General features: G+C 44.8%; 25 protein-coding genes. 8 read left to right on the top strand and 17 right to left on the bottom strand.

All coding sequences use genetic code 11. The features are described 5' to 3' along the window. Positions 1 to 60: 60 nt before the first annotated feature. From codA to P22_RS07220, 6 genes are all read right to left on the bottom strand, one after another. On the bottom strand, positions 61 to 1,299 hold the full coding sequence (gene codA, locus P22_RS07245) for a cytosine deaminase (protein ID WP_054259561.1): 1,239 nt from the start codon (positions 1,297 to 1,299) through the stop codon (positions 61 to 63). A gap of 162 nt (positions 1,300 to 1,461) precedes the next feature. After that, positions 1,462 to 2,658: a PucR family transcriptional regulator gene (locus P22_RS07240; RefSeq protein WP_054259560.1), complete on the bottom strand. Its 1,197-nt coding sequence runs from the start codon at positions 2,656 to 2,658 to the stop codon at positions 1,462 to 1,464. A gap of 312 nt (positions 2,659 to 2,970) precedes the next feature. Continuing rightward, on the bottom strand, positions 2,971 to 4,359 hold the full coding sequence (locus P22_RS07235) for an ethanolamine ammonia-lyase reactivating factor EutA (RefSeq protein ID WP_054259559.1): 1,389 nt from the start codon (positions 4,357 to 4,359) through the stop codon (positions 2,971 to 2,973). 73 nt (positions 4,360 to 4,432) lie between these two features. Then, positions 4,433 to 5,929 (bottom strand): APC family permease, encoded by a 1,497-nt coding sequence (locus P22_RS07230; protein WP_054259558.1) that lies wholly within the window; start codon positions 5,927 to 5,929, stop codon positions 4,433 to 4,435. A 120-nt stretch (positions 5,930 to 6,049) separates the two neighbouring features. Then, positions 6,050 to 6,307, bottom strand: a complete 258-nt coding sequence (locus P22_RS07225; RefSeq protein ID WP_082378426.1) for a helix-turn-helix domain-containing protein — start codon at positions 6,305 to 6,307, stop codon at positions 6,050 to 6,052. Then, on the bottom strand, positions 6,304 to 6,894 hold the full coding sequence (locus P22_RS07220) for a DUF6597 domain-containing transcriptional factor (protein ID WP_054259556.1): 591 nt from the start codon (positions 6,892 to 6,894) through the stop codon (positions 6,304 to 6,306). Before P22_RS07220 ends, P22_RS07225 begins: the two co-directional genes overlap by 4 nt. 302 nt (positions 6,895 to 7,196) lie before the next feature. Here P22_RS07220 and eutB point away from each other — a divergent pair, with 302 nt between their 5' ends. After that, on the top strand, positions 7,197 to 8,552 hold the full coding sequence (gene eutB, locus P22_RS07215) for an ethanolamine ammonia-lyase subunit EutB (RefSeq protein WP_235814582.1): 1,356 nt from the start codon (positions 7,197 to 7,199) through the stop codon (positions 8,550 to 8,552). 13 nt (positions 8,553 to 8,565) lie between these two features. Further along, the gene (eutC, locus tag P22_RS07210; RefSeq protein WP_072169782.1) at positions 8,566 to 9,336 is read left to right on the top strand and encodes an ethanolamine ammonia-lyase subunit EutC; all 771 of its coding nucleotides are present in this window, start codon (positions 8,566 to 8,568) and stop codon (positions 9,334 to 9,336) included. A 178-nt stretch (positions 9,337 to 9,514) separates the two neighbouring features. On the opposite strand, the gene P22_RS07205 is transcribed toward eutC, so the two are convergent. The 8 genes from P22_RS07205 to P22_RS07170 all read right to left on the bottom strand — a co-directional run bounded on the left by P22_RS07205 (position 9,515) and on the right by P22_RS07170 (position 17,391). Continuing rightward, positions 9,515 to 10,120: an AAA family ATPase gene (locus P22_RS07205; protein WP_054259592.1), complete on the bottom strand. Its 606-nt coding sequence runs from the start codon at positions 10,118 to 10,120 to the stop codon at positions 9,515 to 9,517. A 77-nt stretch (positions 10,121 to 10,197) separates the two neighbouring features. Further along, positions 10,198 to 11,040, bottom strand: a complete 843-nt coding sequence (locus tag P22_RS07200; RefSeq protein WP_054259554.1) for a class II fructose-bisphosphate aldolase — start codon at positions 11,038 to 11,040, stop codon at positions 10,198 to 10,200. Positions 11,041 to 11,081: 41 nt separating this feature from the next. Beyond that, entirely contained in the window at positions 11,082 to 11,468 is a 387-nt protein-coding gene (locus P22_RS07195) for a hypothetical protein (protein ID WP_054259553.1), read from the bottom strand. Positions 11,469 to 11,487: 19 nt separating this feature from the next. Then, positions 11,488 to 12,768 carry a PTS sugar transporter subunit IIC gene (locus P22_RS07190; protein WP_054259552.1) on the bottom strand — a complete coding sequence of 427 codons (1,281 nt, stop codon included), beginning with the start codon at positions 12,766 to 12,768 and terminating at the stop codon, positions 11,488 to 11,490. Between the two features lie 23 nt (positions 12,769 to 12,791). Next, the gene (locus P22_RS07185; protein WP_054259551.1) at positions 12,792 to 13,097 is read right to left on the bottom strand and encodes a PTS sugar transporter subunit IIB; all 306 of its coding nucleotides are present in this window, start codon (positions 13,095 to 13,097) and stop codon (positions 12,792 to 12,794) included. A 48-nt stretch (positions 13,098 to 13,145) separates the two neighbouring features. After that, complete coding sequence (locus P22_RS07180; protein ID WP_054259550.1) at positions 13,146 to 15,272, bottom strand: BglG family transcription antiterminator; 2,127 nt, start codon at positions 15,270 to 15,272, stop codon at positions 13,146 to 13,148. A gap of 296 nt (positions 15,273 to 15,568) precedes the next feature. Further along, positions 15,569 to 16,282 carry a metallophosphoesterase gene (locus tag P22_RS19910; RefSeq protein ID WP_069972776.1) on the bottom strand — a complete coding sequence of 238 codons (714 nt, stop codon included), beginning with the start codon at positions 16,280 to 16,282 and terminating at the stop codon, positions 15,569 to 15,571. 74 nt (positions 16,283 to 16,356) lie between these two features. Next, the gene (locus P22_RS07170; RefSeq protein ID WP_054259549.1) at positions 16,357 to 17,391 is read right to left on the bottom strand and encodes a threonine aldolase family protein; all 1,035 of its coding nucleotides are present in this window, start codon (positions 17,389 to 17,391) and stop codon (positions 16,357 to 16,359) included. 302 nt (positions 17,392 to 17,693) lie between these two features. Between P22_RS07170 and P22_RS07165 the strand changes: the two genes are divergently transcribed. Genes P22_RS07165 through P22_RS07155 form a run of 3 tightly spaced genes read left to right on the top strand, consistent with a single transcriptional unit; the run spans position 17,694 to position 19,855 of the window. Further along, entirely contained in the window at positions 17,694 to 18,119 is a 426-nt protein-coding gene (locus P22_RS07165; RefSeq protein ID WP_054259548.1) for a MarR family winged helix-turn-helix transcriptional regulator, read from the top strand. Between the two features lie 41 nt (positions 18,120 to 18,160). Then, entirely contained in the window at positions 18,161 to 19,360 is a 1,200-nt protein-coding gene (locus P22_RS07160) for an MFS transporter (RefSeq protein ID WP_054259547.1), read from the top strand. A gap of 60 nt (positions 19,361 to 19,420) precedes the next feature. Beyond that, positions 19,421 to 19,855 carry a universal stress protein gene (locus P22_RS07155; protein ID WP_054259546.1) on the top strand — a complete coding sequence of 145 codons (435 nt, stop codon included), beginning with the start codon at positions 19,421 to 19,423 and terminating at the stop codon, positions 19,853 to 19,855. A 162-nt stretch (positions 19,856 to 20,017) separates the two neighbouring features. Here the strand turns inward: P22_RS07155 and rsgA are convergent, their stop codons facing one another. The 3 genes from rsgA to P22_RS07140 form a co-directional block, all read right to left on the bottom strand. Next, positions 20,018 to 21,106 carry a ribosome small subunit-dependent GTPase A gene (gene rsgA / locus P22_RS07150; protein ID WP_054259545.1) on the bottom strand — a complete coding sequence of 363 codons (1,089 nt, stop codon included), beginning with the start codon at positions 21,104 to 21,106 and terminating at the stop codon, positions 20,018 to 20,020. A 349-nt stretch (positions 21,107 to 21,455) separates the two neighbouring features. Next, positions 21,456 to 21,797 (bottom strand): hypothetical protein, encoded by a 342-nt coding sequence (locus P22_RS07145; protein ID WP_054259544.1) that lies wholly within the window; start codon positions 21,795 to 21,797, stop codon positions 21,456 to 21,458. A gap of 87 nt (positions 21,798 to 21,884) precedes the next feature. Continuing rightward, positions 21,885 to 22,067 (bottom strand): hypothetical protein, encoded by a 183-nt coding sequence (locus tag P22_RS07140; RefSeq protein ID WP_216598042.1) that lies wholly within the window; start codon positions 22,065 to 22,067, stop codon positions 21,885 to 21,887. 392 nt (positions 22,068 to 22,459) lie between these two features. Between P22_RS07140 and P22_RS07135 the strand changes: the two genes are divergently transcribed. From P22_RS07135 to P22_RS21460, 3 genes are all read left to right on the top strand, one after another. Beyond that, the gene (locus P22_RS07135) at positions 22,460 to 23,023 is read left to right on the top strand and encodes a nitroreductase family protein (protein ID WP_054259542.1); all 564 of its coding nucleotides are present in this window, start codon (positions 22,460 to 22,462) and stop codon (positions 23,021 to 23,023) included. 460 nt (positions 23,024 to 23,483) lie between these two features. Beyond that, positions 23,484 to 24,167, top strand: a complete 684-nt coding sequence (locus P22_RS07130) for a response regulator transcription factor (RefSeq protein ID WP_054259541.1) — start codon at positions 23,484 to 23,486, stop codon at positions 24,165 to 24,167. A gap of 311 nt (positions 24,168 to 24,478) precedes the next feature. After that, positions 24,479 to 25,882, top strand: coding sequence for a flagellin N-terminal helical domain-containing protein (locus P22_RS21460; protein ID WP_054259540.1), 1,404 nt, complete (start codon positions 24,479 to 24,481; stop codon positions 25,880 to 25,882). Positions 25,883 to 25,939 lie beyond the last annotated feature (57 nt).

Below are 25,939 nucleotides of genomic sequence, written 5' to 3'. Positions count from 1 at the left end.
ATGGTCCAAGCGTATGCTTTACCATGACTTCATTGTCATAAATTATAGATATTCGTTTTATTAGCTTATCCTCTGCATGTCGGTCTGGGCAGGTATTCTCTTGAGAATCACCTTGCCTTTACGGATGGAATACAGTACGCAGGACAAATTGCGTATGGCGTCAAATTCATCTTCCGCATCCAGGATCAGCAAATTAGCCGGTTTTCCGGGTTCAATGCCGTATTCATGCTCTACCCGCAATGCTTTCGCACCGTTTTCCGTCACTAAGTCCAGTGAACGAATGATTTCCCCATATCCCATCATTTGGCACACATGGATGCACATATCTAATTCCCGCAGCGGATGATTGGTTCCCAAAGGATACCAGGGATCCATAATAGAATCCTGGGCAATGGCGACATTAATGTTGCTCTGGACCAATTCCTTAACTCTGGTCATCCCCCGACGCTTCGGAAAGGTATCAAAGCGTCCCTGCAAATGGATGTTTTCGGTAGGACAAGAAATAATATTGATGGCAGCCAGCTGCAGGAGCCGGAACAGCTTATGCGCATACGGATTATTGTAGGAATGCATGGCGGTGGTATGACTTGCCGATACTCTTTCCTTTAAGCCCAGCCGCTGCGCCTCGGCTGCTACGGTTTCTAAAAAGCGCGAACTGGGATCATCAATCTCATCACAATGAATATCAACCAGTTTCCCGTACTTTTCCGCAAGTGCTACAGCGATTTTTACCGATTCCACACCATATTCCCGTGTAAATTCATAATGGGGAATGGCCCCGACAACATCTGCCCCCAGTTTTACGGCTTGTTCCAGCAATTCGCTTCCCCGAGGGAACGATAGAATCCCTTCCTGAGGAAAAGCTACCAATTGCAAATCAACAAATTCCTGAACCTCTTTTTTCACTTCCAGCAGGGCTTTCAGGGCTGTCAATTCAGGATCTGTGGTATCCACATGGCTGCGAACAAATTGTATTCCCTGGGAAATCTGCAATTGAATGGCCTTTTTGGCCCTTTTCTTGACATCATCGATGGTAATCATTTTTTTTCGTTCGGCCCAAAGTTCAATTCCCTCAAACAGCGTGCCGCTTTCATTCCATCTGGGCTCGCCTGCGGTAAACACACAGTCCAAATGAATATGCGGTTCCACATAGGGCGGAATCACCAGTTTACCGCCTGCGTCCAACACGTCTTCCTCATTGCCGGCAATTTGTTCTGCAATCTCGACAAAACTGCCGTTTTGTATGAGGATTTGCCATAATCCCTGTTTTCCTCTAAGCTTCGCGTTTTTTATCAGCATAAAACTCCCCCGTAGACAACTATGCCGCTAAGAATTCAGGCACAACCAAGCGTAAGCAGCATGAGAATAATTTGTACCTATTATATAGCAGCTGCTTAGCGCAGTCACCGTACGATGCATACTAAAAATAGCCGGCTTGCTTGTACGAAAAGAACAAATTCTTTACCTAAACTTCTTATTTAAAAAATTTGCTACAAGGATAGCCTGTCTACAGCAATCGCGAATCCCGGCCAAAGAGAAATCATAGCCGGTGACTTCTTCCAGCTTGCGGATACGATAGACCAGGGAATTTCGATGAATATACAGCCGTTCCGCCGTTCGAACCAGATTACAGTTTTCTGTTAAATATACCGCTAATGTTTCCAGAAGGTGGGTATGATTTTCTTTATCGTACGTTAGCACTTTTCCCAATATTTCTTCGACATAGTTTTGCAGGACAGCCTCATTGCCTACTTCAAACAGCACTTTATACATCCCCAGATCCTGATAGAAAACAATGCCGTCATGTTGCTCGTCAACCGCCAGAACCGCTCGCTCCGCTTCCAGCCGGCTTCGCTTTACCTCGTTTAAATGCTCATATTCCTGCCCTACACCAATCTGAATGCAGGGACTATCGAAATTCTTGACAATTTGCTTTTTAATTTCAGACAACATCGCCGTAACCGCTTGGCGGGTGGCGAACGGCAACAACAAAATGACGGAACCGGAACCGACCATTGACAGCACCTGCCAGCCGTTGTTCCTGCAAATAAAAGCAATAAGGCTCCGCACCGACTCCATATATTTCATAGCCTTTTCGACTAACATAAATTCATCGGTACGAAAGCTAGCTTGTATGTTTTGCATGGAGATCACAGCAACGCAGTGTGAACCTGTCAGATTATAGTGATAATAAGTCCCCCGGGCAATCACCGCATCGGTATCGACTCCGTTAGAATCAAACAGCATCAACATCAGTTCATTGTCAAACTGCTCTTTTAATTTGGTTTGAATAATGAAATTGTTGATTTCTTCAATTATTTCTACAAGCGGAAGTTCATACGGCATCGAAAATAAAGGCAAACAGAATTGATTTGCCAGCTCAATCAATTGCGGCGAAATGCCATCCGTATCTTCTGCGCGAACCAGAATCACGACTCCCGCTAAATTCTTGGTATAGCTTTCATGGAGAAGATTATATAGTTCTTCCTCACTGCAGCGCAGGTCTATCCCGGAGACAAACATCAATTCACCGCCGCGGACCCACTTGGCAATCGAATTCGTCAGTGTTACATACGGGCAGCGCACGATCCTGTCCAGGCCGCCCATCCCGCCTACCAAAGAAAGTTGTTGAAATGTCTGTAGTTCCATAAGATCCATACAGCGAACTGCCATAACCCTATCCGTTCCTAAAATGAGGCGAACACGATCATTTCCTCATTTTATATTTAATAATTTTGCACCGTCAACTCCACCATTATTTTAGTACGACACTATATAGCTAACTCCTTCGCAACCGTTCATAATTCACCAGGTTGGTGTCCTATAATGCTCAGGGATTAAACGGCCGAAAAAGGAAAAGACACTCCCCATGATCTATAACCTATCACGAGGAATGTCATCATCTATTCTTCCCGAATACAATGAGGATTTACGGCATTAAATTACCTAAGCCTACAAATTCCGTTACTATCAACTTTTAAATATCAATGTCTTAACCACAACCGGTACTACTTCTGCTGCAGGCTTTCCAATATCAATATAATCTCCATCTTCTACACTGATTTGATCAAGACAAATCACTTGTTTTTGTTTATTCAATAGATTCCGCAATACCAACCCCAACGCTTTGGCAAAATCGTGTTCCACAATCACTATGACTATATGGGAATTGCCTGTCATTCCTTCTATTATTTCCGTCGCGATCTTTTTTATCTCTGAATAAGCAGGAGCATTACTGCCCGAAAAAGCGACTGCTAACGGCACATTGCCGTAATAATTTGCCTTGCGTTTAATATTTTTCGTCATTGCAGACATTTCGCACTCATTCAGTTTCAAAACAGGTATATTCTTTAACGGAAGAGCTTCTTCAGCAAAACATACTGTGGAGCCACTTAATTTTACAGAATGACTTCCTGCTCCGATCACGGTAGCTCTTATTTTTTCGTTAGGAATCAGCGCCTTTGTGCCAAGGGCTTCTCTAATGGAAACACCTAAAAGCGGTCCAATATCTCCGTATACCATAACATCATCCAAAGTCTCAATTATATAATCACTATAAATGAATTCCGCTACACCGCCGGAAAACATATAAGTATCCGCCACTATCCCCTGACAGGTATGATTGATAAATAATGATTTTTCAGCCAAGGATAATTTTTTCCCCTTAATTAGGCAGGATAAAATTCGGGCCATCGCATCGGTTAGTTGCTTCAATTCACTGAGAATCGCTTTATTTCCTATCTGTAAATGCAATCCCCGTTCTGCAAGGAAAGATGATAAACGGTTTGAAATATATGTTATATTCCCTTGTTTATCAAATTTTACTGTACGTCCACCTATATCCAGAGCAAATACATCGATAACATTCCCATCATAAAATATAGCAGCATTAGTGGTTCCACCACCAATATCAAAATTCATTACATTTCCGGTATTTTTTCTAGAAATATGTTTTGCCCCGGCACCACACCCTGCTAAAATCGCTTCCAAATCAGGTCCGGCTGCTGCTACCACAAAATCCCCTGCGAAATCTGCTAACGCATGTAGCGCTTGCTGCGCATTATCCTTACGGGAAGTTTCTCCTGTAAGGATAATTGCCCCTGTAGCAATAGTCTCTTTACTTATTTTTGCTTGCCGGTATTCGGCAGCAATAAAATTTTTTAAAGCATGAACATCAATAAGGCCCTCTGCTGTAAGCGGTGTACTATAAATTTTACTTTTGTAAATGACCGTTTTGCTGAGAATCCTCACTTCCGGTACCGACGTAGTCGCTACATTCTCCAGCAATAAACGACTAAAAATTAGTTGTGAAGTCGATGTTCCTATATCCATTCCTACGCTTAACAGTTCGCTTTTCATTGCATCCACTCACAAAGTTAAAATACCAGCATACGATGCAAACAACTGCATCGTATGCCGGAGCGATTCATAATTAACGGTATATATAGCCAATCACGAACAAAAGCATACCAAAGCAGAACACACTATACGATCCAATGCGCCACTTTTTATATTGCCTATCCAGTTCGTTTTTTTCCTCAACTGTTGGTATCATATCCGGCATGGAAGAAAAATCATCTTCTACTGATTCCTGATACGCATTATGTTTTTGTCTAACTGCCAATAAATAGTAGAGTATACACAAAACAGACAAGCCTATATTATAAGGCAATGCACTCCAGTCCACAGCAAGAACCATTAAAATCAAATACGCTATTATACTAATCACCGCACCCAATTTCCCTGCAGGGACCTGATAAGGGCGTTTTAATTCCGGTTCTTTCTTATAAAGCCCCAAATAGGATATAAAGCCTATGATATAGCATACCATTTGTGAGAACGCACACATAGCAGCTATGATCGGGATAGAATCGGTAAGTATCAACAGCATTGCTACCGCACCAACAACCAATACGGAAATATATGGACTTTTATATTGGGGGTGTATTTTGCCAAATACGGAGGGAAAGCATTTATCCTGGGCCATTACATACATATAGCGTGCCGGACCGGCTACACAAGGATTCATCGTCGAAAAATCCCCGCCCAGTGTTATTGTTAAACATAAAACTACAAAAGGAACTCCAGCAATACCGGCAATTTGCATGGCGGTGGCAAAGGGAGCCTCCGCAGCGGCTAATGATGCCTGCTCTGCCAAAGGAGTGATGCCCAGGAGGAACCATTGAAATAGAGCATTCACTCCAAAAACGATTAACGGCGACAAAGTCAACGCACGTGGGATTGTTATTTGTGGGAATTTTATTTCCGCCCCCATACCAACTGCGGTTTCAAACCCGGCAAAGCACCACCATACCATTACCACAACTTTGGCAAATGCTGTTACTTCTCCCGGAATACCTGAAAATATCGGTAAGAATACACCAAAATCTATATTTCTTAAAACCATGGCAAACCAGATAAGTGAGCCTGCCCAAAAAAAGAACATGAAAAAATTCTGTAACTTACCGGCTATTTTAATACCACGGTAATTAATAAATACAAAAAATAGCATTAATATACAAGCTAATACACGGCTGTCAATTTCCCACGAAATGCCCAATCCTTTCAGGAGCCATCCAAAATAGTTGGCAAAAGCTAAGGATTCTGCGCCGCCTATGCCTATTTGCGCCACCGTGTAATGCCAACTGCAAAATATTGCCGTGGGATAATTAATTCCTCTCTTGGCATAAGCGTAAGTTCCACCTGCATAGGGAAGCGCAGCGCCTAATTCACCGTATATGGCCGCCGGCCACAAAATCAGTAAAAAGGCAATGAGCGTTGCTAAAATAACTGAACTTCCCATAATTCCTACTGTAGAAGCACCCACAGTAAATAACCCAACACCAATAACCGCTCCTGCGGTAATGGTAATGCATTCTGATAAGCCGAGCACTCGTACCAGCTTATTGGGGTTAGCGTCAGTTCCCATATCACCATCTCCTTAAAAAATAGAGGCGCTTCCCAACTGTTGTCATCTTGGGAAGCGCCATTGCTTATATGTTATTCTAACGGCAGCTATAGAGCTAGACTAGAACAAAACAGAACTGTTTTACAAAAAGGATATTTGATCGACATTTTTCGTCAAGGTAAGAAAACTATCTTTTTTTACTATGCTTGTATTATGCAATATGTACTTTTTGAAATTCCGGTTCATATGCGATTGATCCGCATAGCCGGAATTATTGGCAATATCGGCAAAAGACAAATAGGCCGCTTTCTTGATATTCCTCATCGCATGCTGCATGCGAACAACTTCACAAAATATCTTGGGAGAAAGTCCTACGTAATCACCAAATAATTGGTTTATATAGCGAGTCGTATATCCCGTGTCTGCTGAAAGTTTGTAACTTGCATGTTACCATTCGCATCACAGATGCTTTTTACACAATAATCGAGTAAATTTCCCTGCATAGATTGTTCCAGCAAATTTTTCTTAAGATATTCTTCCCCAATCCGGATACGTTCATTGAAATTTTTAGATAAAGCCATCTTTTCGGCAATCATATGGCTATCTTTCAAAATATGATTGGCATTCACCGGCTTGTGCACAAATTTTTTTATTTTTTCACGAAAGATGTGATACGTACAACCCGGTTTAAAACGGATACCAAACAAATACGCCAATGATCCAAAGTAAAATTTCTTAATTACCCGGACTCCGGTACTAATATAAATCTTCATGTCATTACCATCAAACGCAAACATAATATCCGTACAACCATCCGGTATTGTGACAATGGATTTCTCAGAAAAATTCCCATTTTTTATCTCATAAAAATCCGAAACATTTTGCTGAAGAAAACTATCTCGCGCTGGAATAAAACCATGATAAGTATTGGCGAATTTCTCGAAACCGGGTTGAAATGCAACATAATTTATATTTTTGATCTTCATGCTTTCACTTCCAGTCTAAAAAACTTCTGCGATAATAAATTAATACTTTTCATCAAAAGCAATCTTCAATCTTGCTAAAAAACAAAAAAAGCCATCCTTTCCCTTGCGGAAAATGTGGCTGCCATAGCACAAAAAATTAGTAAAATGATTTACCAACTGTCAATTATTTTAGTTGTGATTATATCATTAAGTCATTCTCAACACAAGGTTGACAGCTTCTTCAATTTCCGATTTATTCTATTTAATTTTCTTTAATCCTGTACTATTATAAACATACTGATTGTGGACCGAGGTGGAAAATAATGTTGAGAACAACGCTGCTTGGCATAAGATATAACTTTCGTGATACAAAAGATGTGTTGGCTAAGGCCAACGAAGAAAAAACCGGTGACCAAATGGCGGGAATTGCTGCTGAAACTGCTGCAGAACGCGTTGCTGCCAAAGTTGTATTATCCGAATTAACTTTAGAAGAACTGAAACAAAATCCTGTTATTCCACCAGAAAAGGATTCTATCAGCCGGCTTGGCCTGGATTTACTGGATAACACGGTTTATGAAAAAATCAAAAGCATGACCGTTGGGCAGTTGCGCGAATATCTATTGCGCGAATCCCCAGGCAAAATAAAAAAAATCATGCCGGGATTGACTGCGGAAATGATTGCTGGAACAGCCAAACTGATGGGCAATATGGACTTAATCAATGTTGCCCGGAAAATCATCAATCCAGTTACCTGTAATACGACGATCGGTCTCCCGGGAGTTTTTGCCGGAAGACTTCAACCCAATAATGCCCGCGATGATATTGATGGAATCATGGCCTCCACGATGGAAGGAATGAGCTACGCCGTTGGCGATGCTGTCATTGGTGTCAACCCGGCTTCCGGCAGTGTTCATTCGACTATCACTATATTGCAAGAACTAAAAAATTTCATGTTAACATGGGACATACCTACACAAAACTGTGTGTTATCACACATAACCATACAAATGGCTGCGCTAAAAGCCGGAGCTCCGATGGACTTAATGTTCCAAAGTTTAGCGGGAACGGAAGACGCGAATACGGGCTTTGGTATTTCTATTGCCATGATGGACGAGGCATATGCTCTCATGAAAGAAAAGAAGTCCTCTACCGGTCCGAATTTCATGTATTTTGAGACAGGGCAGGGGTCTGAACTGGCTTTAGAAGCCAATCACGGAGCAGATCAAGTGACATTGGAAGCACGTTGCTATACTTTGGCAAAAAAATACCACCCTTTCCTTGTGAATACAGTCGTCGGATTCATGGGGCCGGAGTACTTATATGACGGTAAGCAAACCAGCCGTGCCGGCTTAGAGGATCATTACATGGGAAAACTCTCCGGGTTGCCGATGGGAATCGATTGCTGTCATACAAATCATATGAATTCCGACCAAAATGACTCGGATAATTTGGCAATGCTTGCCGCCACTGCCGGATGTACGTTTATTATGGGTATACCGGTGGCAGATGACGTCATGCTCATGAACCAAACAACCAGCTTTCATGATATTGCCACCATCAGAGAAGCTTTGGGTAAACATCCTATCAAAGAATTTGAGGAAGCAATGGAGCGACTTGGCATTATGGAAAATGGGCATTTGACAAAAATTGCCGGCGATCCATCTATCTTTATGCGCTAAGGAGGCAGTCAGGATGAACAAAGAAATTTATGATATTTCTCAAGTTGACTATACCTCACGTGTAACCATTACTAATCCTTTGGACCAGGAAGCCTGCGCGCGGATAAAAAGAGCAACCAATGCGCGTGTTTGTGTTGGAAGGTGCGGCACTTCCCTGCGCACAGAAACCTATTTGCGCTATCTTTCTGATCATGCAGCGGCTATGGATGCCGTATGGAAACATGTAGACGAAAAAACAATTGATCAACTTGGCTGTATAAAAGTGCAAACATTAGCCAAAAACAAAGCAGAATACATTAAGCGCCCGGACCTCGGCCGGCGCTTCTCGGAGGAAACAGCCGCTTTTATCAAAGAAAAATGCCGCCATGACATTGATGTACAAATTATCATTGGCGATGGTCTCAGTGCCTATGCGATTGAACACAATGTCCCGGACACTTACCAAATTCTTGAGGATGGCTTGAAATCAGCTGGTTATATCATGGGTACGCCAATCTTTGTAAAATACGCCAGAGTGGCCACAATGGACAAAATCAGTGAATATCTCAATGCCATGCTAAGCATTATATTTATCGGTGAAAGGCCAGGCCTTATAACAAATGAAAGTATGAGCATTTATATGGCTTATCAAGCCAGCTCCGACAAACCGGAAGCCCAGCGAAACCTGATTTCCAATATTTACAAGAACGGGATTCCTCCCATAGAAGCTGGAGCGCAAGCCGTACAATTAGCAGAACTTATCTATAAGAATAAAAAAAGCGGCATTGATTTAAAAATGAAATAACTAGGATTAGCTCAAAATTCATGGATTGATAAGACAATAGCCCTCTCACGTTAAAATAAAATTCCTGCCAATTTTAAATAAAAATTGGCAGGAATTTTAGTGTTAGGAGCTACCTTTAACATGGAACGAATTTGACTAGCCAGGGAAGAATTATCTCCCCCAAAAAACATTCCAAAAGCTACTCCAGCCGTTCCTGTAATTTCACAAATAACTCCTCATAGTCGACCGAATCAAAATCCGTCCTGTCCAGTTCAATCAGATGGCCTATGGAGAATTCTCCGTACCCGCGTGTGCGGCAACGCCGGATAAACTCATCGTAGTCCAATAGACCGTCCGCTTCGCTCCGGTTAGTCAGCGTCTGTCCATAATGATAGCTGGTGAGAATATGCCCCAGGTGTCTTTCCGGATCGAGATCCCGTTGTTTTTGTCTTTCATATAAAACGTCTAAGTCTCCTGTTAAGCGAAGCGTAATGACTTGATAGCCGTGCTGCTCCGCCAAACCGGAAAGGGTTGACTTTTGCTTGTCACTAAAGGGGTAATCCGAAATGACCGGTGTGCCGGACAGCATATGCCCGCGCAGTTGTGTATAGTAATACTCCCAGCTTAGCTGAATGGCGTGTTCTTTTTCCGCCAGGTTGGTAAAGCCCAGTTCATCCCAGAATTTTTCTTTTATCGCATCCGGCGATACGGTGATAAAATCAGGCTTCCAGTTTCGTATCTTGTTTGCCAGATAGGTCTTGCCCGTACCGGGAAAGCCCGCCAGCAAGATGAGTGTCTTTTTCATAGGTACTGCCCTTTCCGCAAATGAGGCAGGTGCTATCCATCCGCCAGATAGATAACACCCTGCCATTCATCGTCCTGCTATGCGTTTAAAAAGATGCCGATTTTATTTTTAATAACATTAGCAACCACTTCATTACAGGGCATGATATTTTTCCGCAGGGAAGTATTCTCCTTGCTTTGCGAGAACCATTTCGCCGCTTCCCGCGTCCAGCCGACCAGCAATTCGGTGCCCACGTTAAATTTGCGTACACCCTGGTTTGTGCATTGGCGGATGTCTTCGTCCTTGACGCCGGTGCCGCCGTGGATGACCAGCGGAATATCCACGGTTTCATGGATTTTCTGTAATAACGGGATGTTTAATTCGGTTTTTGACTGATACTGCCCATGCTGGGTCCCGACCGCGACAGCCAGGGCATCAATGCCTGTCTCCTCGACAAAGCGCTTGGCATCTTCCGGATTGGTGTAGGCTTTTTGCTGCCCCTGCACGGCAAGCCCGTCTTCCGTGCCGCCGATGGTTCCCAGTTCTCCCTCCACCGATACTCCTCTGGCATGGGCATATGCAACCACTTCCTGGGTTCTGAGAACGTTCTCTTTGAAGCTCAGCACCGAACCGTCATACATCACCGAGGAATAGCCCGCGTCAATGGCTTTGCGGATATCCGCAAAACGGTTCGCATGATCCAAGTGCAGCACGACTTCCGCGCTTTCATAGTCCGCCAGATATTTGCATACACTGGTGATCACGCCATAGCCGATGTATTCCGCCGTACCTGCACTCGTCTGAATAATAATGGGGGACCCCATATCCTTTGCGGCCCGAATCATGGCCGGCAGCATTTCCAGGTTATGCATATTGAATGCGCCGACCGTAAAGTTTAAGCGCGCCGCTTTTTCCGTTACTTTTTTCAGTGTAGTATACATATGATATCCTCCTGTCTCCCTGAAGCGTCCTGCGTTTTCCTTCATTCCAAACCGCGGATAACGTCTTTTGACAGCTTCATTAAATCGTCGATTTTATTGAGATATGTCTGCAGCTTATCATCGTCATTTTGTTCCGCGGCTTGTTTTCTTTTTACGTTGTATAGCTTTAGTAAGTCCGTGTACGCCTTGCCCAGCGTACGGTTTTCCTGAATACTCGTTTCGTAGAATTGAATGGCTTCATCAATGTTTTCCAAAGCAAACAGTTTGCTTCCCAGTTCATTTAACGTAGCAATCCGCAAATCCCCTTCGGCTGTTTCCAGCCTTTGCTTCAGCTCTACAACCTGCTCCTGCAGGGCCGGATCGACCACGGCCGTTTGCTCGTTGTCCCCGGCCTGCGCCGATTTTGTTTTCTTCTTAAAGAAAAACAACTACAATCCCCTCTTTGTTTTAGAATATACTCATCAGCGGGCTGATAATCCACGCGTACAGCAGCGCGGCGGCCACGGTATCCACATCGGTTGCCGTGGCATTGGCAAAGCCCAGTTGGCTGAATACGCCTACCAGCAGCGCCGGCAGCAGCGTGATAAAGAAGCCATGGGCCACGCCGCCGATAATGGCTCCGCGTTTGCCGCCCGTCGCATTGCCAAAGATTCCGGCTGTGCCGCCGGCAAAGAAGTTAGTCAGCATTCCCGGCAGGATCATAGCCAAGCCAAACATGGGCAAAACAAACATCGCGATCACCGTACCAATCGTAGTGGTAACAAAGCCGATAATGACCGCATGCGGCGCGTAGGGAAACAGCACCGGGCAATCCAGGGCCGGTATGGCATTGGGCACCAGCTTCATGGCAATGCCGCGGAAGGCGGGCACGATTTCCGCTAAAATCAAGCGTACACCGGCTAACAGTACATAGACCCCGACAACAAACTGGATGGCCTGCAAGAACGCGTGTACCAGATAATCGGTATGTCCGGACAAGGTGGCGCAAAATTCAGGACCGGCAAAAAATGCGGTGATTAAATAGAGCGGCACCATGACTACCATGACGGACAGATAGGTATCCTGTAAAAATTCAAATCCTTTCGGCAGTTTGATATCTTCCGTGGACTCTTCCGGGTTGCCGCATACTTTAGCCACTGCGGCTTCAAACAAATAGCCGATTGTACAAAAATGGCCCAGCGCAATATCATTACTGCCGGTGATCTTGCGAATCAAAGGCTGGGCAATGGCCGGCATGGCTACGGCAAAGATACCGCCGACAATACCGCCGACCACGATCAGCGTCGCGCCTCTAAAGCCTGCGCTGTAGCCAAACACCGTGCACATGGTAGCCATCCATAAAATAGCCTGGCCGGTCAAAAAGATATATTTCCACCTGGTAAACCGCGCAATGATAATATTTACAATAAAGATGGCCAGGAAGGTAAAGGCAATCGGACTTCCCAGTCCCAGCTCATTCATCGCCTGCCCGTTGATGGCTTCGATCGAGGGAATAATACCCTGCATATGAAAGCCTTCCGTAAAAATCTTGCCGAAATAAATTAAGCTGCCAACAATGATGCCTGCCCCCACAGATAATACCTGAAAACCCAATAACGTTTTAAATGTCCCGGCAATGGTCTGTCCAACCGATTTTTTTTGCAGAATGAGTCCCAGCATGGCAATCAACGCGATGGTAATAGCCGCCTGCGTCAACACATTGGTGATAATGAAGTTAATGATTGACATAAACATCCCCCTTATTTTTTAATCTATAGCACGCCTTTAGCCTGCAGCAAGGGTACCAGCTTCTCTTCAATTTCCGCCTTGTTCACAATATTTTTCAGATACAAAATTGTCGTTGTGTCCGGAATGGTAAACTGTTCGAATTGCGACTTAAAGTTGCTGGCCGTAATAATGATTTCCGGATTCATAGAGACAGCGGAGGAGATATCGCAATGATCCAAATCCGCTTCCACTCCCAGTTTGCTTAACACATCCTCCACACTCATTTGGCAGGCAAAACTGCTGCCCAAACCGGCTCCACACACCATGAGCATTTTCACTTTTTTCTTCATGCCGACCCCTCTTTTCTAAAATGAAGTAGGTTCCATAAAAGGCAATGCCTAGATCCCCTCCTCAAATTCATCTAACACACTATTAAAACCGTCTATGGTATATTGGCTGGAAATCTTGTCAATTTTCCTCTCTTCACTAATGATATTGACAATCGACTTCATGACTCTCAGGTGTGAAAAATTGTCGACGGCAGCCAGACAAAAGATCAACTTAACCGGATCATTGGTTTCATGGCCGAAAAGGACCGGTTCCTTGAGCGTCATCACGCTAAGTCCTAATTTTAGTACGCCATCCTCCGGACGGGCGTGTGCCAGTGCGACACCTTTGCCGACAACGATATAGGGCCCGTATTTATTCACCGCAGCGATCATCGCCTCAATATACTCCTGCTTGATGTATTGCTCTTCCAGCAAAGGCTGTGCGGCAGCCCTGATACTTGCTTCCCAGTCTTTGGCTGTTTGCTGCAGCAATATATGCTGATCTTTTAGTACTTCATGGATCATTGGTTGAACCCCCTGACGGTTTAAAATGATTTTATTTTTTTCAAATAGCTGCTCCAGTTCTCCGATGAAAGGCTCCATTTTCAGCTTCATGCTATGTTTTTCAGCTATTTTGCAAATGTCTTTAAAAAAATCAACCGCATCAAAATGAGTCGTGCCGGATTTTCTGATGTCCGGATGATTGTCTAAAAACTGCTTGATCTTCTGCCGGTCATGTTCGGTTAATACCGGATCAATTTTTAAAGAAGGAAGATTGTTAATTTCCATATCAATTGTCTTCAAGGCAAAGTCGGCGCCCAGCCGTTTGATTGCGCGAATATCATAGGCGTTGACAACCCCCAGCACATCAAACTGATAATATTTCTTGAGGTTTTCCGCCAATAATTCTCCCGTGGCCACCCCATGGCCGCAGATAATAACCACCCTGTATTTTCCCGGATTATATTGGGCCAGTTTTTCTTCCGATGCGCTGAAATGCAGGGTAAGGTAGGCAATTTCTTCTTCCGAAATCTTTTGCCGGCAATAGATTTCTAAAACACGAACGGCTTTGCGCAGCGTATTGTACATAACGCTGTATTGGTCCATAATCATGTTTTTCAGCGGATTAAAAATACTGACCCCGTTTTTGATACGGTTTATCAGCGGCTCGATGTGATTAAACAGCCGTTCAAACAGTTCTTCGTCTTTCGAAAAAGGGATGGCAGTGATCTGCTCCATTTCGGCAATCAGCTGCATGGTCAGCAGCTGCAGACCGCCCCAGTCAATTTTTAACACGGTCGGATGCTTAATATTAAAACTGTCGATGATGAAGCATAAATAATACCGCTCATATTCACTAATAGTGCGCACTTCAATTCCCATTACATCCTGCAAAAGCTGTACAACCATTTGATAAGAATGCAGTCTTTCATAGCGAAGCGGCAGACTATTCGCACTTTTTACGGTATGGCCCTGGGTAAAGCGCTTGTACCAGATGGCAAAAATAACGGCCATTTGCCGGAAGTGTATCTCATTGAAAGCAAACCCTTCCGAACGCGCAAGCTGCCGGATATAGCGATAGGTGTTGAAAAGCAGGTTTTCGTTTAAATACTCCACTACGATTTTTTCTTTTTTGGAAACAATGAAATGGTTGCTGCCATGATCCATCAACAGTTCCAGGTTCAGATATTTGTTGATGACATTATTGATAAACAACCGGACGGACCATTCATCGCCATGTAGTTTAAACCCCTCTTTCGGAGTGCTTTTCAAAACCGCCCCGTATTCCTGCGCCAGTTTCCGGATAGTTTTCATATCGGAGTCGATTGAGCTTTTACTGGTAATTAACTCGTCAATAAACGTCGTGGCAAACGTGGGCTCATTCTCTTGCAAGATGGAAAACAAAATCATCAATATCCGTTCTCCGGCCGGATAGTATTCAGCCTGATCCTGTTTGGAGTTAAGCAAAGAAAGAAAATATTCTTTTTGCGGCTGGGTAAACTGCAGCTTAACGCCTAATTTTCGATCCTGCTCAATGCATGGCAGATGATTTTGCTGCAAAAGCCGATTGGCCTGCTCCAGATAATTCCGGACGGTGCGTTCCGATTTCTGAAATACTGTTTTCATTTCCGAATAGGTGATATATTCATTTCTTGATATCAGATGCAAAATCAGGTCTAATTCCTTGCCCGTCATCCCTATCCACCTCGCATGTTTAGTATACTGACTAATGTTTTCCCAAAAAAGTAGAACTATTTGCAAGATGGTTTTGCAAAAAATTCTACCTGCCGGTTGGCAATAAAAAAATAGAACCGCTCAGCATAAGGCAGTTCTTATGTATGGATAGCCGTTTTTTCATGAACCTTCGGACGCAATTAAAACGGGGTTCAGTGGAAACCGGCTACGTAATTATATGTCAATTTATAAATAAATAACAGTTGTCATAAAAAAAAACAGCAATCCACGAACACCGCTGTTTCTCATGCCTGCTGCTATACATAAAACTCTCTATAGGTTGGAATTTCCAATGCAGCCAGCCGTCCGCCGAAACAACTGCCGCAGTCAATCCCTATTTTGTCTTTATGGACCGTATCATACCAAATCTTCGCATTTTTCTTTTTGAATTTTGAGTTATAGGGAGGCAAACCCCAGGTAGGTACATGGCCGAATATCAGTACTTTATTGGGATAGGCCGGACAAACCGGGAAGGACCTTTCCATCCAAAGGGTTTCGTCTTCTTCATTTTCTTCGATTGGTTTTGCCGTGTTGGCTCCGGCATGAGAAAAAATGAACCTGCCCGCAGAGTAATAAAAGGGTAACGAGCGAATAAACCGTAATATTTTCCTAAGTCTGTCAGGAGATAAGTTTTTAATCTCCTGATAGGTGGAATATCCGCCATGATAGGTATACCAGTTATATAGGTCCACGCTTGGCTTCGCACGCCAGTTTTCATTGGTCAGCATTTCAATAATACTATCGTGAACAAATTGTTCGTGGTTTCCCTTTAGCAGTATCGCTCCCTGCCTTTGGAACTTTCGACAAATTGCCAATGTATCCAGGTTCTCTTCGCCACGGTCCAGCATATCGCCGACGATCACCAGTAAATCGGTGTTAGCATCGTACTCACATTCTTCTAATAAAGCCAACAGCTTTCTGCCTTCCCCATGAATGTCGGAAATGGCTATGATCCTGTCTACTGCGCGCATAAACTCACCTAAATTCTTATTTGAAAGTTAACCCTCCGGCTACAAACAGTATATGCCCCGGTCATCCCCATGCGTTACAATGCCCTGATATCCTCCACCAGCCTGTCCACATTCTCCTTCTTTGTGGCCCAGCTGGTACAAAACCGCACTGCACTGTGGGTGGCATCAACTTTTTCCCAAAAGGAATAGGAATACTTTTCGCCCAGCTTCATTAACACCGCATCCGGCAAAATGGGAAACTGCTGATTGGTGGTAGAATCATAGCGGAAGGAAAAACCTTTTGCCGCAAAGGCCTCCCGGATTCTCATCGCCATATCCACGGCATGTTTGGCGATCTCATAGTACAAGCCGTCCTCGAATAAGGTTTCAAACTGAATCCCCAGTATCCTCCCCTTGGCCAGCATACCGCCATGCTGCTTGATCATATAGCGGAAGTCGGTTTTCAGGGCATCCCGGGTGATGACTACGGCCTCTCCCATCAAGGCGCCGACTTTCGTTCCCCCGATATAAAAGCCATCGCATAACCGTGCGATATCGGCTAACGATAAATCATTATCCGGGGCTGCCAGGCCGTAGCCCAGCCTGGCGCCGTCCAGCACCAGCGGCAGGCGGCATTCCCGGCAAACCTGGCTTAATGCTTCCAGCTCGGCTTTACGATAAGTGGTGCCGTTCTCGGTGGGGTGCGATATGTACACCAGTCCGGGCTGAACCATATGCTCATGCGTGACATCATTCCAGTGGGCATCATATAGTGCTTTTACCTGTTCCGCCCGGATTTTTCCGTCAGTACTCGGCAGGGTAAGCACCTTATGGCCGGCAGCTTCAATGGCTCCCGTTTCATGTACGGCAATATGCCCGCTGCCGGCGGCCACAGCGCCCTGATGCGGGCGCAGAATAGAAGCGATAATGGTAGCATTGGTCTGTGTTCCCCCGACTAAAAAGTGAACATCGGCCTTCGCTGCCTGGCATGCTTTCCGAATATAGGCTCTGGCTGTTTCGCAGTGCTGATCCAGGCCATAGCCCGGTGTCTGTTCTTCGTTAGTTTCCAGCATTCGCTGCATAATCCGCGCGTGGGCGCCTTCCGTATAATCACATTCGAACCGTATCATGTTGTTCCCCTCTCCAATTTGTTCAGTTTCTTAAAGATCAGCAGCATAGCGGCCTGTATCTCTTTTATTGCTCTTGGCGCTAACCCTGCAGCCTTAGGGATTTGTTCATCGGACTTACGGTAGCATAGGTACTGGACTTTGTCAACAAATAAAGCGAACCGTCAGCGGAAAAATCTAAATCTTCATTTTCACTCCCAGCCCGGTGTCAGGTAATACTTGACAGAAAACCGGGAAATTAATATACTAGTTAATAATATACTAGTATATTAATTTCAATGGCAAAAGAGGTGGCAAATTGTTTCATGGACGCCAATAAATTGATGCACTTACTCTATCAAACCACACGCGCCATTTCGCAGGGAGTCAACCAATGCCTGGCAGAGTACGGACTATATAGCTCGGAATGGTCCATTATTATGACGTTAAAGGAAATCGGCCCTACGTCGCAAATCGCTTTGGCCAACTATCTGAACATCGAACCGGCGGCCATCTCCAAAAGCGTGGTCAAGCTGGAAGAAAAGCAATTGGTGGAAAGAAAATCAGGAAATGATAAACGCGAAAAAAATGTCTTTCTGACCGACAAAGCCTTAAGCCGGTACGCTCTCTGGGAAAGCGTGATCCAAAAACACCGGCAGGCGATTCTGAAAGACCTGCCGGAAGAAAAACAACACGAACTCTATGCCATGCTGCAGTCGATTTATTCCAATTCACAAACATATAAAGGTTAATGCTGCTCTATTGGCTTCTTAGAAAGGATACCTTAATGACAATGAATAATGAAAAATTATGGACGAAAGATTTTATCTTATTTACGCTTTCCAACACGTTTTTATTCAGCGGCTTTCACATTTTTTTGCCGACACTTCCCCTTTATGTACTAAAGCAGGGCGGAAACAGCACCGATGTCGGGCTATTGTCCGCCATCTTTGTGTTTTGTGCGATTGTAATCCGTTTTTTTACGGATTACGGCATCCGAAAATGGGGTAAAAAATATTACCTCTACATTGGCTGTATATTATGTTTTATTGCCGCAATGAGTTATACTCTGGCGACTTCCGTGCCGCGGCTGCTTTCGCTGCGGGTCTTGCACGGCCTGGGATTCGGCATAGCCACCACCTTGTATGCCACCATCGTTTCCGACATTCTGCCTAAATCAAGGCGTGGTGAAGGGATCGGCTATTTCGGACTGGGCACCACTCTGGCCATGGCCGTTGCGCCGGGGCTCGGCGTCTGGATTGTCGACAATATTTCATTTCAAATGCTATTTATTGTGGCAACCATCAGTCAAATCATCGCGCTGCTTTGCATGAGTTTTTGCTCTTTGCCCGATGACCGAACAGCCAGGACCGATTACCGGGAAAGCTCGTCGCTTATGGATAAACTCATTGAAAAGCGTCTGCTCTTCCAGGCTTTTCTTACCGTCCTTTTCGGCATCTGTATCGGTGGAGTTTTAAATTTTATTGCCCTGTTAGCCAAAGAAGTGCATATTGCCAATGCCGGTTATTTCTTTTTGGTATGCACGCTGTGCATTTTCCTGTCCCGCCTAGTAACGGGAAGAATATTTGATAAAAAGGGGCCGGCCTGGGTGCTTCTGCCAGGTTCGCTGCTATTCTTAGCCGGGTTCGTTGTCTTAGCCCAAAGCCAAACACTGACTGTCTTCTTGACAGCTTCGGCCTTGTATGGGTTTGGCTATGGCACTGTTTTCCCGGCCATACAGACCTGGATGTTCAATCTTGTCCCACCGTCCAAGCGCAGTGCAGCCAGTGCGACTTTTTACAATATGATTGACATTGGCAACGGTGCCGGTTCGGTTGCTCTGGGGATGCTGGCGGGAAAGCTTGGTTATGCTTCGATTTATTGGTGTTCAGCCATCATCATGGGCATCTTCCTGCTAAGTTATGTCTGGTTCCTGTTTGCTAAAAACCGGCGGCTGGCTGAAAGTTTGGAAGATGTGGAGGCAAAAGGATAGCCTGCCCCTTTTCTCTGAAATGATGTTGCTGTTCAAACTACAATGGAAAAGAGTGAGAGTATGTTTGGAAGGATTCTGGTCCCTGTTGACGGGTCCCAGGAAGCACTGGCGGCAGCCAGCTACGCACGAAAAATAGCGGAGAAATTCAGCAGTTCCGTAACGTTAATCCATGTCATCCAACACGCCGCTTATCTGGCGCCTGATACTCATTCCGTGCCGCAATCCCTTAGCCAAAGCCTGGATGATCATGGCAAGCTGATTTTAGAACACGCATTGGAAGTTTTCCACAATTTCGACGGTCATATAACAGCCCGTATTGTGTACGGCCATCCGGGCATCAAAATTACCGAAATCGCCAGGGAAAGCAACTACTCCTTAATCATTATGGGACGGCGCGGTATAAGCGATGTCGCCAAACTGCTGATCGGCAGCGTCAGCAATTATGTGCTACATTACGCCCCCTGCCCGACATTGATTGTCCGTAATCATAGCTAGTCCCGTTAATTTGGCATTTCCTTAACGAACCCTCCCAGCACTTCCAGCTGTACAGGCCTGTTTAGTTAAACAAAAATCACTTTGTCAACAAAATATACAGGAGAAAACAAGCGATAAAGTCAGCCGACCTTATCGCTTGTTTTTTAGTAGGAGAAGTTTCTGTTAAAACCGCTGCCTTCTTTTATTTTTTTCCTTAATAAACTTTCGGGCATTTTTCATTCCGCCCACTTTCGCAAACATGGCAGAAAACTTTTCGGCTTCAATCTGCCGGGAGTTTAGTCCCTCGTATTTTGCTTCCTTTTTCAACTTACCATAGCTTATCAGCCGCTCCGCAGACAGCAGACCATCCTGTATGGCCTGTTGCACCGCACAGCCCGGTTCGCGGGTATGGGTACAATCGTGGAATTTGCAAGTAGCGGCCAGTTCATCAATATCGGCAAAGGCTTTTGCCAGGTCGGCGCTTTCAATGCCAAGTTCTCGCATACCCGGAGTGTCTATAACGGCGCCGCCGCCCGGCAGCATCATGAGTTCCCGCCTGGTCGTCGTATGCCGGCCCTTATCATTATTTCTCAGGCCTTGCGTAGCCAGCGTATCGTTACCGAGCAGCCGGTTAATCAAGGTTGATTTCCCAACGCCGGACGAACCGATACAGGCAATTGTTTGGCCGTGTCCCGTGTACTTCTTGACCGCAGCGCAGCCGTCTTCACTCATGCTGGACGTAACCAGCACATCAACCCCGCAGGCAACAGCCTCCACTTCCGACAGTTTTTGCAGCAGATTGTCACATAGATCGGCCTTTGTCAGCACGATAACCGGAACAGCCCCACTATCCCAGGCAACGCCAAGGTAGCGTTCCAGCCTCCGTAGATTAAAATCATAGTTCAGTGCCATACAGATAAAAATCGTATCAATGTTTGCCGCCACAATCTGTTCGTCATGCGAAGTTCCTGCGGCCTTTCGGACAAAGGCGCTTTTTCTGGTCAGCACATGGTGAATAATGGCATTCCCAAGGGTATCCTTCTGCCGGTCAAGCATAACGAAGTCGCCCACTGCAGGGTAGTCAGACAACGTGTTTGCCGTAAAACGAAACTTTCCGGAAATTTCCGCTGTTAACTCACCCTGTTCGGTTACGACTTTATATAGGTCTTTATATTGGGAAATTACCCGCCCAATATAACAATTTGTATAAGCAGCAGCTTCGTCCATCCAATGGTGGCCGAGTCCTGCATCGGTCATGTCTATTGTATTCAATGTTTACCCTCCAAAAGTTTTTACTATAACTTCCGGGAGGTGTATACATTCGATTATTTTGTACGCACCTCCCCTTTGCTTACAATATCCCCGGCACTTTTATTCCACATAAATCACAACTCCTTTATTACGATAAGATAATATAGACTTACGCCTACACGCTTATTATACCATTTTCGCCGGAAAAGAGAACCTTCGCGGGCTGCCCCCGCTTATCGCCCCATTCTGTTTATATAACAAAACATGGCGGGAAACTAAAAAATAAGCCCCTACTCTGAAGAATAGGGGATCGAATGCGAGACAACAAGAAGGATATGAGGGGAGCCTCCTCGCTGTCCCAGGGCTATTTTTAGTTGGAATTACCGACGGCGACCCCGAGCAAGAAGGCCGCTATTTCACGTAATGCCTGTTCGTGGCGTTTGTTTTCCCGTTCCTGCCGTTGACGCCACTCTCTCTCACTTTCATGGGGGCGCCGTCTCATTTCTTTTTCGTGACGTTCGTTTTCCTTACGTTTTCTTTCGTCATGTTCACGCTGCCGGTCTTTATCGCCGTGCGGACGATCCACCTGAATGATCCGTTGCTGCGAACTGCCGGTAAACAGCGGCGATGCTTCCGTTACCGCAGCGCCCCAGCCGATTTGCATGATACCCACTAAAGAATAAACGATTGTCTTTTTTACTATGCTATTCATCTTGAATTCCTCCCATATGATGCTTCTTCAAGAAAATAGTACCATGCCTATGTTACAGTTTTGTTACAAACGCATCACAATATAAATCTATTTCCCCTCGTCCGGCCTGTCATCCGGCAGCGGCTTCGCAATCGCCGGCTGCAGCAGTTGAAACTGCGGAGCCCTGCGGTAAATCCAGGTGGCGGCCGCATACCAGACAAAAAAGATCACTAAGAAAAAATAACGATAACTGCCAATATACGTAAACAAGCCGTATGCTTCGAATATCAAGCCTACGAAATAATCCAGTGCGGTAAAGGATAACAAATAGGGGATTAAAGAACGTTCTGCGCCTGGGCATCAAATAGAAGAAAACACCAAAAGAAAATGACCAGGCAAGCGGTGTCCAGGCCGGTATAATGCCCAAAACGTTAAACGGTCCCAAATTGCTATACCGTATCAGACCCAGATAAGTGGAAATAGTGGCAACAAATCCGTGAACAATGCCGTATAAGAGATAACGTTTAAAGAGTAGCAGGAACTCTAAAAAGCAACATAGAAAATTGGATTTATCCATCATTTACCATTACCAAGGAATCATTATGCCGGTTATGTTCCGGAAGGATTGTTGTGGTGCGGAGCTAAAAGAGCTTCCACATTAAAGTGTAATAGGGGGAACAGCCATGGAAACCACAGCGGCCATTCTACAGAGAAGAAGTATCCGCAAATTTCAAAATACATTTATACCCCGGAAAATGATTGAGGAGATTATCGATCTGGCTACCAAAGCGCCTTCCGGTAAAAACCGCCAGCCCTGGAGATTCGTTGTTTTACAGGAGCAAAGTAAAGATACTCTGGCAGGTATCATGTCCGGCGTTGTAGCTCTCCGTAAACAACAATCTCTTGATACCGGAAGCTGTGAATTAAGTATTCAGGCAATAAAGCAAGCGTCCGCAGTCATTTTAGTCTACAACCCTTTTTCGCATGTTGAAACAGATTATAACCACTACCGGCTGTTGACCGATACCCAGTCAATTGGCGCCGCCATTCAAACCATGCTGTTAGCTGCACAAAACGCAGGGCTGGGAACACTTTGGATTTGTGATATTTTCTATGCCGAACCGGAAATCTGTGCCTGGCTGGACCGCCATGATGAACTGGTGGCAGCCGTGGCTATCGGCTTTGCTGATCAAGAACCTTACCCACGCCCGCGTAAAGGGTGGGAAGCCGTTACGGAATGGCTATAAAGAACGCCTTCCTACTTAGCCGGTTCCTTTAGCAAAATACCTTCAACGTACTTTTGACTTCCCGTATATACACCTCAGCCGGAATACCTTATCATTCATACTCTCGGAATATAAAAGCACATCGCTCAGGTGTGCTTTTTGTCAATTTTCTATACTCTGCCAGAATATCCACAATACGTTTTTCCCGGGCTCCATTTCAAAGACAACCACAACATTCCAATAAGATAAGAGCCCTATAACTTGTTTCATCCCGACTTCCAAAAGTCCAATTAAATTAACCATTCAATGAAATTATAACAATTAAGTTAAAACAATCCTAATAATACATTACGATAACTATTAAGTAAACTAAGGTATTAATACCGAATCTACATCAAGCCAAAGTTTCCTTCATGAAACTTAATATAAATCCACGGAAGGTAAAATTTGGACACGGATGTTATGTTAAGGAATGATAAAAGTGAAAATTCTACTATTACACGCTGAAACTAAACTGATTGATGCTCTGCCACGATTATTAAGAAAGAACGGATACCTGGTAGATACCGCAACAGATGGTGAAACCGGCGCCCCAATGGCTTTTACGGGGACTTACGATATCATAATACTGGATCGAATGCTGCCCCATCTCGACGGCTTGTCCCTGGTGAAGGAATTCCGCAGTTTCGGCTACGATACCCCAGTCTTATTTTTAACAGCCAAAAACTCACCGGAAGAACGGGCGGAAGGTCTTATGGCCGGTGCCGATGATTATGTAGGTACACCTTTTTCCATCGTAGAACTGCTTGCGAGATTACAGGCACTGGTCCGACGTAAGAATAAGATAATAGAAAAGAATATTTTAGTTGTAAACGACCTGAAATTCAACCCCAGAAAGAACCTGGTCACTAAAAAAGACAAACAGATTAAACTGACTTTAAAAGAAGGGCTGTTATTAGAGATGCTCATGCGCACTCCAGGCCAGGTAATAACCAAAGAAGAGATTGCCGAAAAAATATGGGGTTACCTTGCCGAAACCGACATCGCCTCCGTAAATCTTTATATTCATTATCTTCGCAAGAAACTCTGCATTAACAATTTAATCACCATCAGGGGAATTGGCTACTGTTTGGAGACGAATTTCAAAGAATGCACCGCGAACTAATGTATTGGCTAAACCCTTTCCATAGTGTAATAAAAACGGCAATGGAACTTCTAAAGCAAGCTAATTAAGGAAGATGAGATAGAAACTCTATACGTAGAATAAGTAAAAAATTATAGTTAAAAAATTTAATGTATTTATAATTGTCCACTAAAGGCCATTATGATATTGCGAAACGATACTATGAATAAGAAAACCAAGGGAGGTATCGCTCATGAACTAGTGAATAGGCCAAACAGAAGAACACTTAGTAACTTTTCGTCTAGTATCTTAAAAATGCATGGAAGCATTAACTTCCAAGGAGGAAAACAACAATGAGTATGGTTATTAATCACAATCTGTCAGCTTTAAACACCTTTAATCAGTTGAACAAAAATTCCAACTTGATGAACAGTTCCCTGGAGAAATTGTCATCCGGTTACCGTATCAACAGCGCAGCCGACGATGCGGCCGAGCTGTCCATTTCGGAAAAAATGCGGGCTCAAATCCGCGGTCTTGACCAAGCCAGCGATAACTCCCAAACCGCTATCTCGCTCATACAAACAGCAGAAGGCGGCTTAGAAGAGACCGACAGTATTCTACAGCGTATGCGAGAATTGGCAACTCAGGCTGCCAACGGTACAAACAGCGACTCCGAACTGGAAAACATCCAGGACGAAATTAGTGCGCTTACTGAAGCTATTGATGAAATCGGCAACGACACCCAATTCAATAATAAAAACCTTCTCAACGGAGCCCTGGGGATATCCGCCAGCATTACCGGTGACTCAAGCGCCTATACAGTAAAAGGCGGTACGGCCGACACCACAGCCGGCAGTTCGGCTAAACTTACCTCAGCCACAGCCGCATCAGCCGCATCAATCAAAACTGATAAAAATTACACCAGTACTTCGGCCACGTTAACTGCTGACTCCACCATCACCATTAACGGTGTAGCCTTCAGTTTCACCAAAGGTGCCAGCGTGCAAAACGTTCTGGATGCCGTTAACAAAGCAGGCATCGGCGTAACCGCCACTTTGGACAGCGTAACAACAGGTGAAGGTGAAGATGCGGTCACTAATAATGTAATCAAGTTTACATCGAATAAGGTCGGTTCAGCTGCTGAAATCAATGTAGGTGTTGCCGGTACCGGCGACTTTGCTAACCTTACTGCGGGCAAAACTACGGGTACAGACGCAAAAATTGTTATTGACACCGGTTCCGCTGCAGCCGCCGGCAGTTATACGGCAAAAGGCAACACGATCACCATCACCAGCGGAACGCTTAAAGGACTCACTTTCGATGTCAATGCGGATACAACCACAGCTTCGACAATCACAGTTGATACAAACGGCGCCTTAACCTTTCAGATCGGTGCCAACGAGGGGCAGACCATGGGTCTTAGCATCGGTGACATGCGGGCTGCCGCGCTTGGCGTAGACGCTGTCGATGTTATTAAAAATGCCGCGAGTGCCATCACCACGGTCGAAAAAGCTATCGAATCCGTATCCTCGCAGCGTTCCAAACTTGGCGCAGCTCAAAACCGTCTGGAGTCGACCATCAACAATCTGGATACCACCAGTGAAAACCTGACTTCAGCCGAATCCCTCATCCGCGACGTCGACATGGCGTCCGAAATGGCGACCTACACTAAGCTAAGTACTATTACTCAGGCGGCAACCGCCATGCTGGCCCAGGCCAACCAGCAGCCGCAGCAGGTGTTAAAGCTTTTGCAATAAGGCTGATAAGAGCACTACACAAAAAGTTGATACCCATCCCGAATGGGTATCAACTTT

Source organism: Propionispora sp. 2/2-37, from assembly GCF_001298735.1.
Classification (GTDB): Bacteria; Bacillota; Negativicutes; order Propionisporales; family Propionisporaceae; genus Propionispora.
This window is presented reverse-complemented; position numbering and strand designations above follow the sequence as displayed.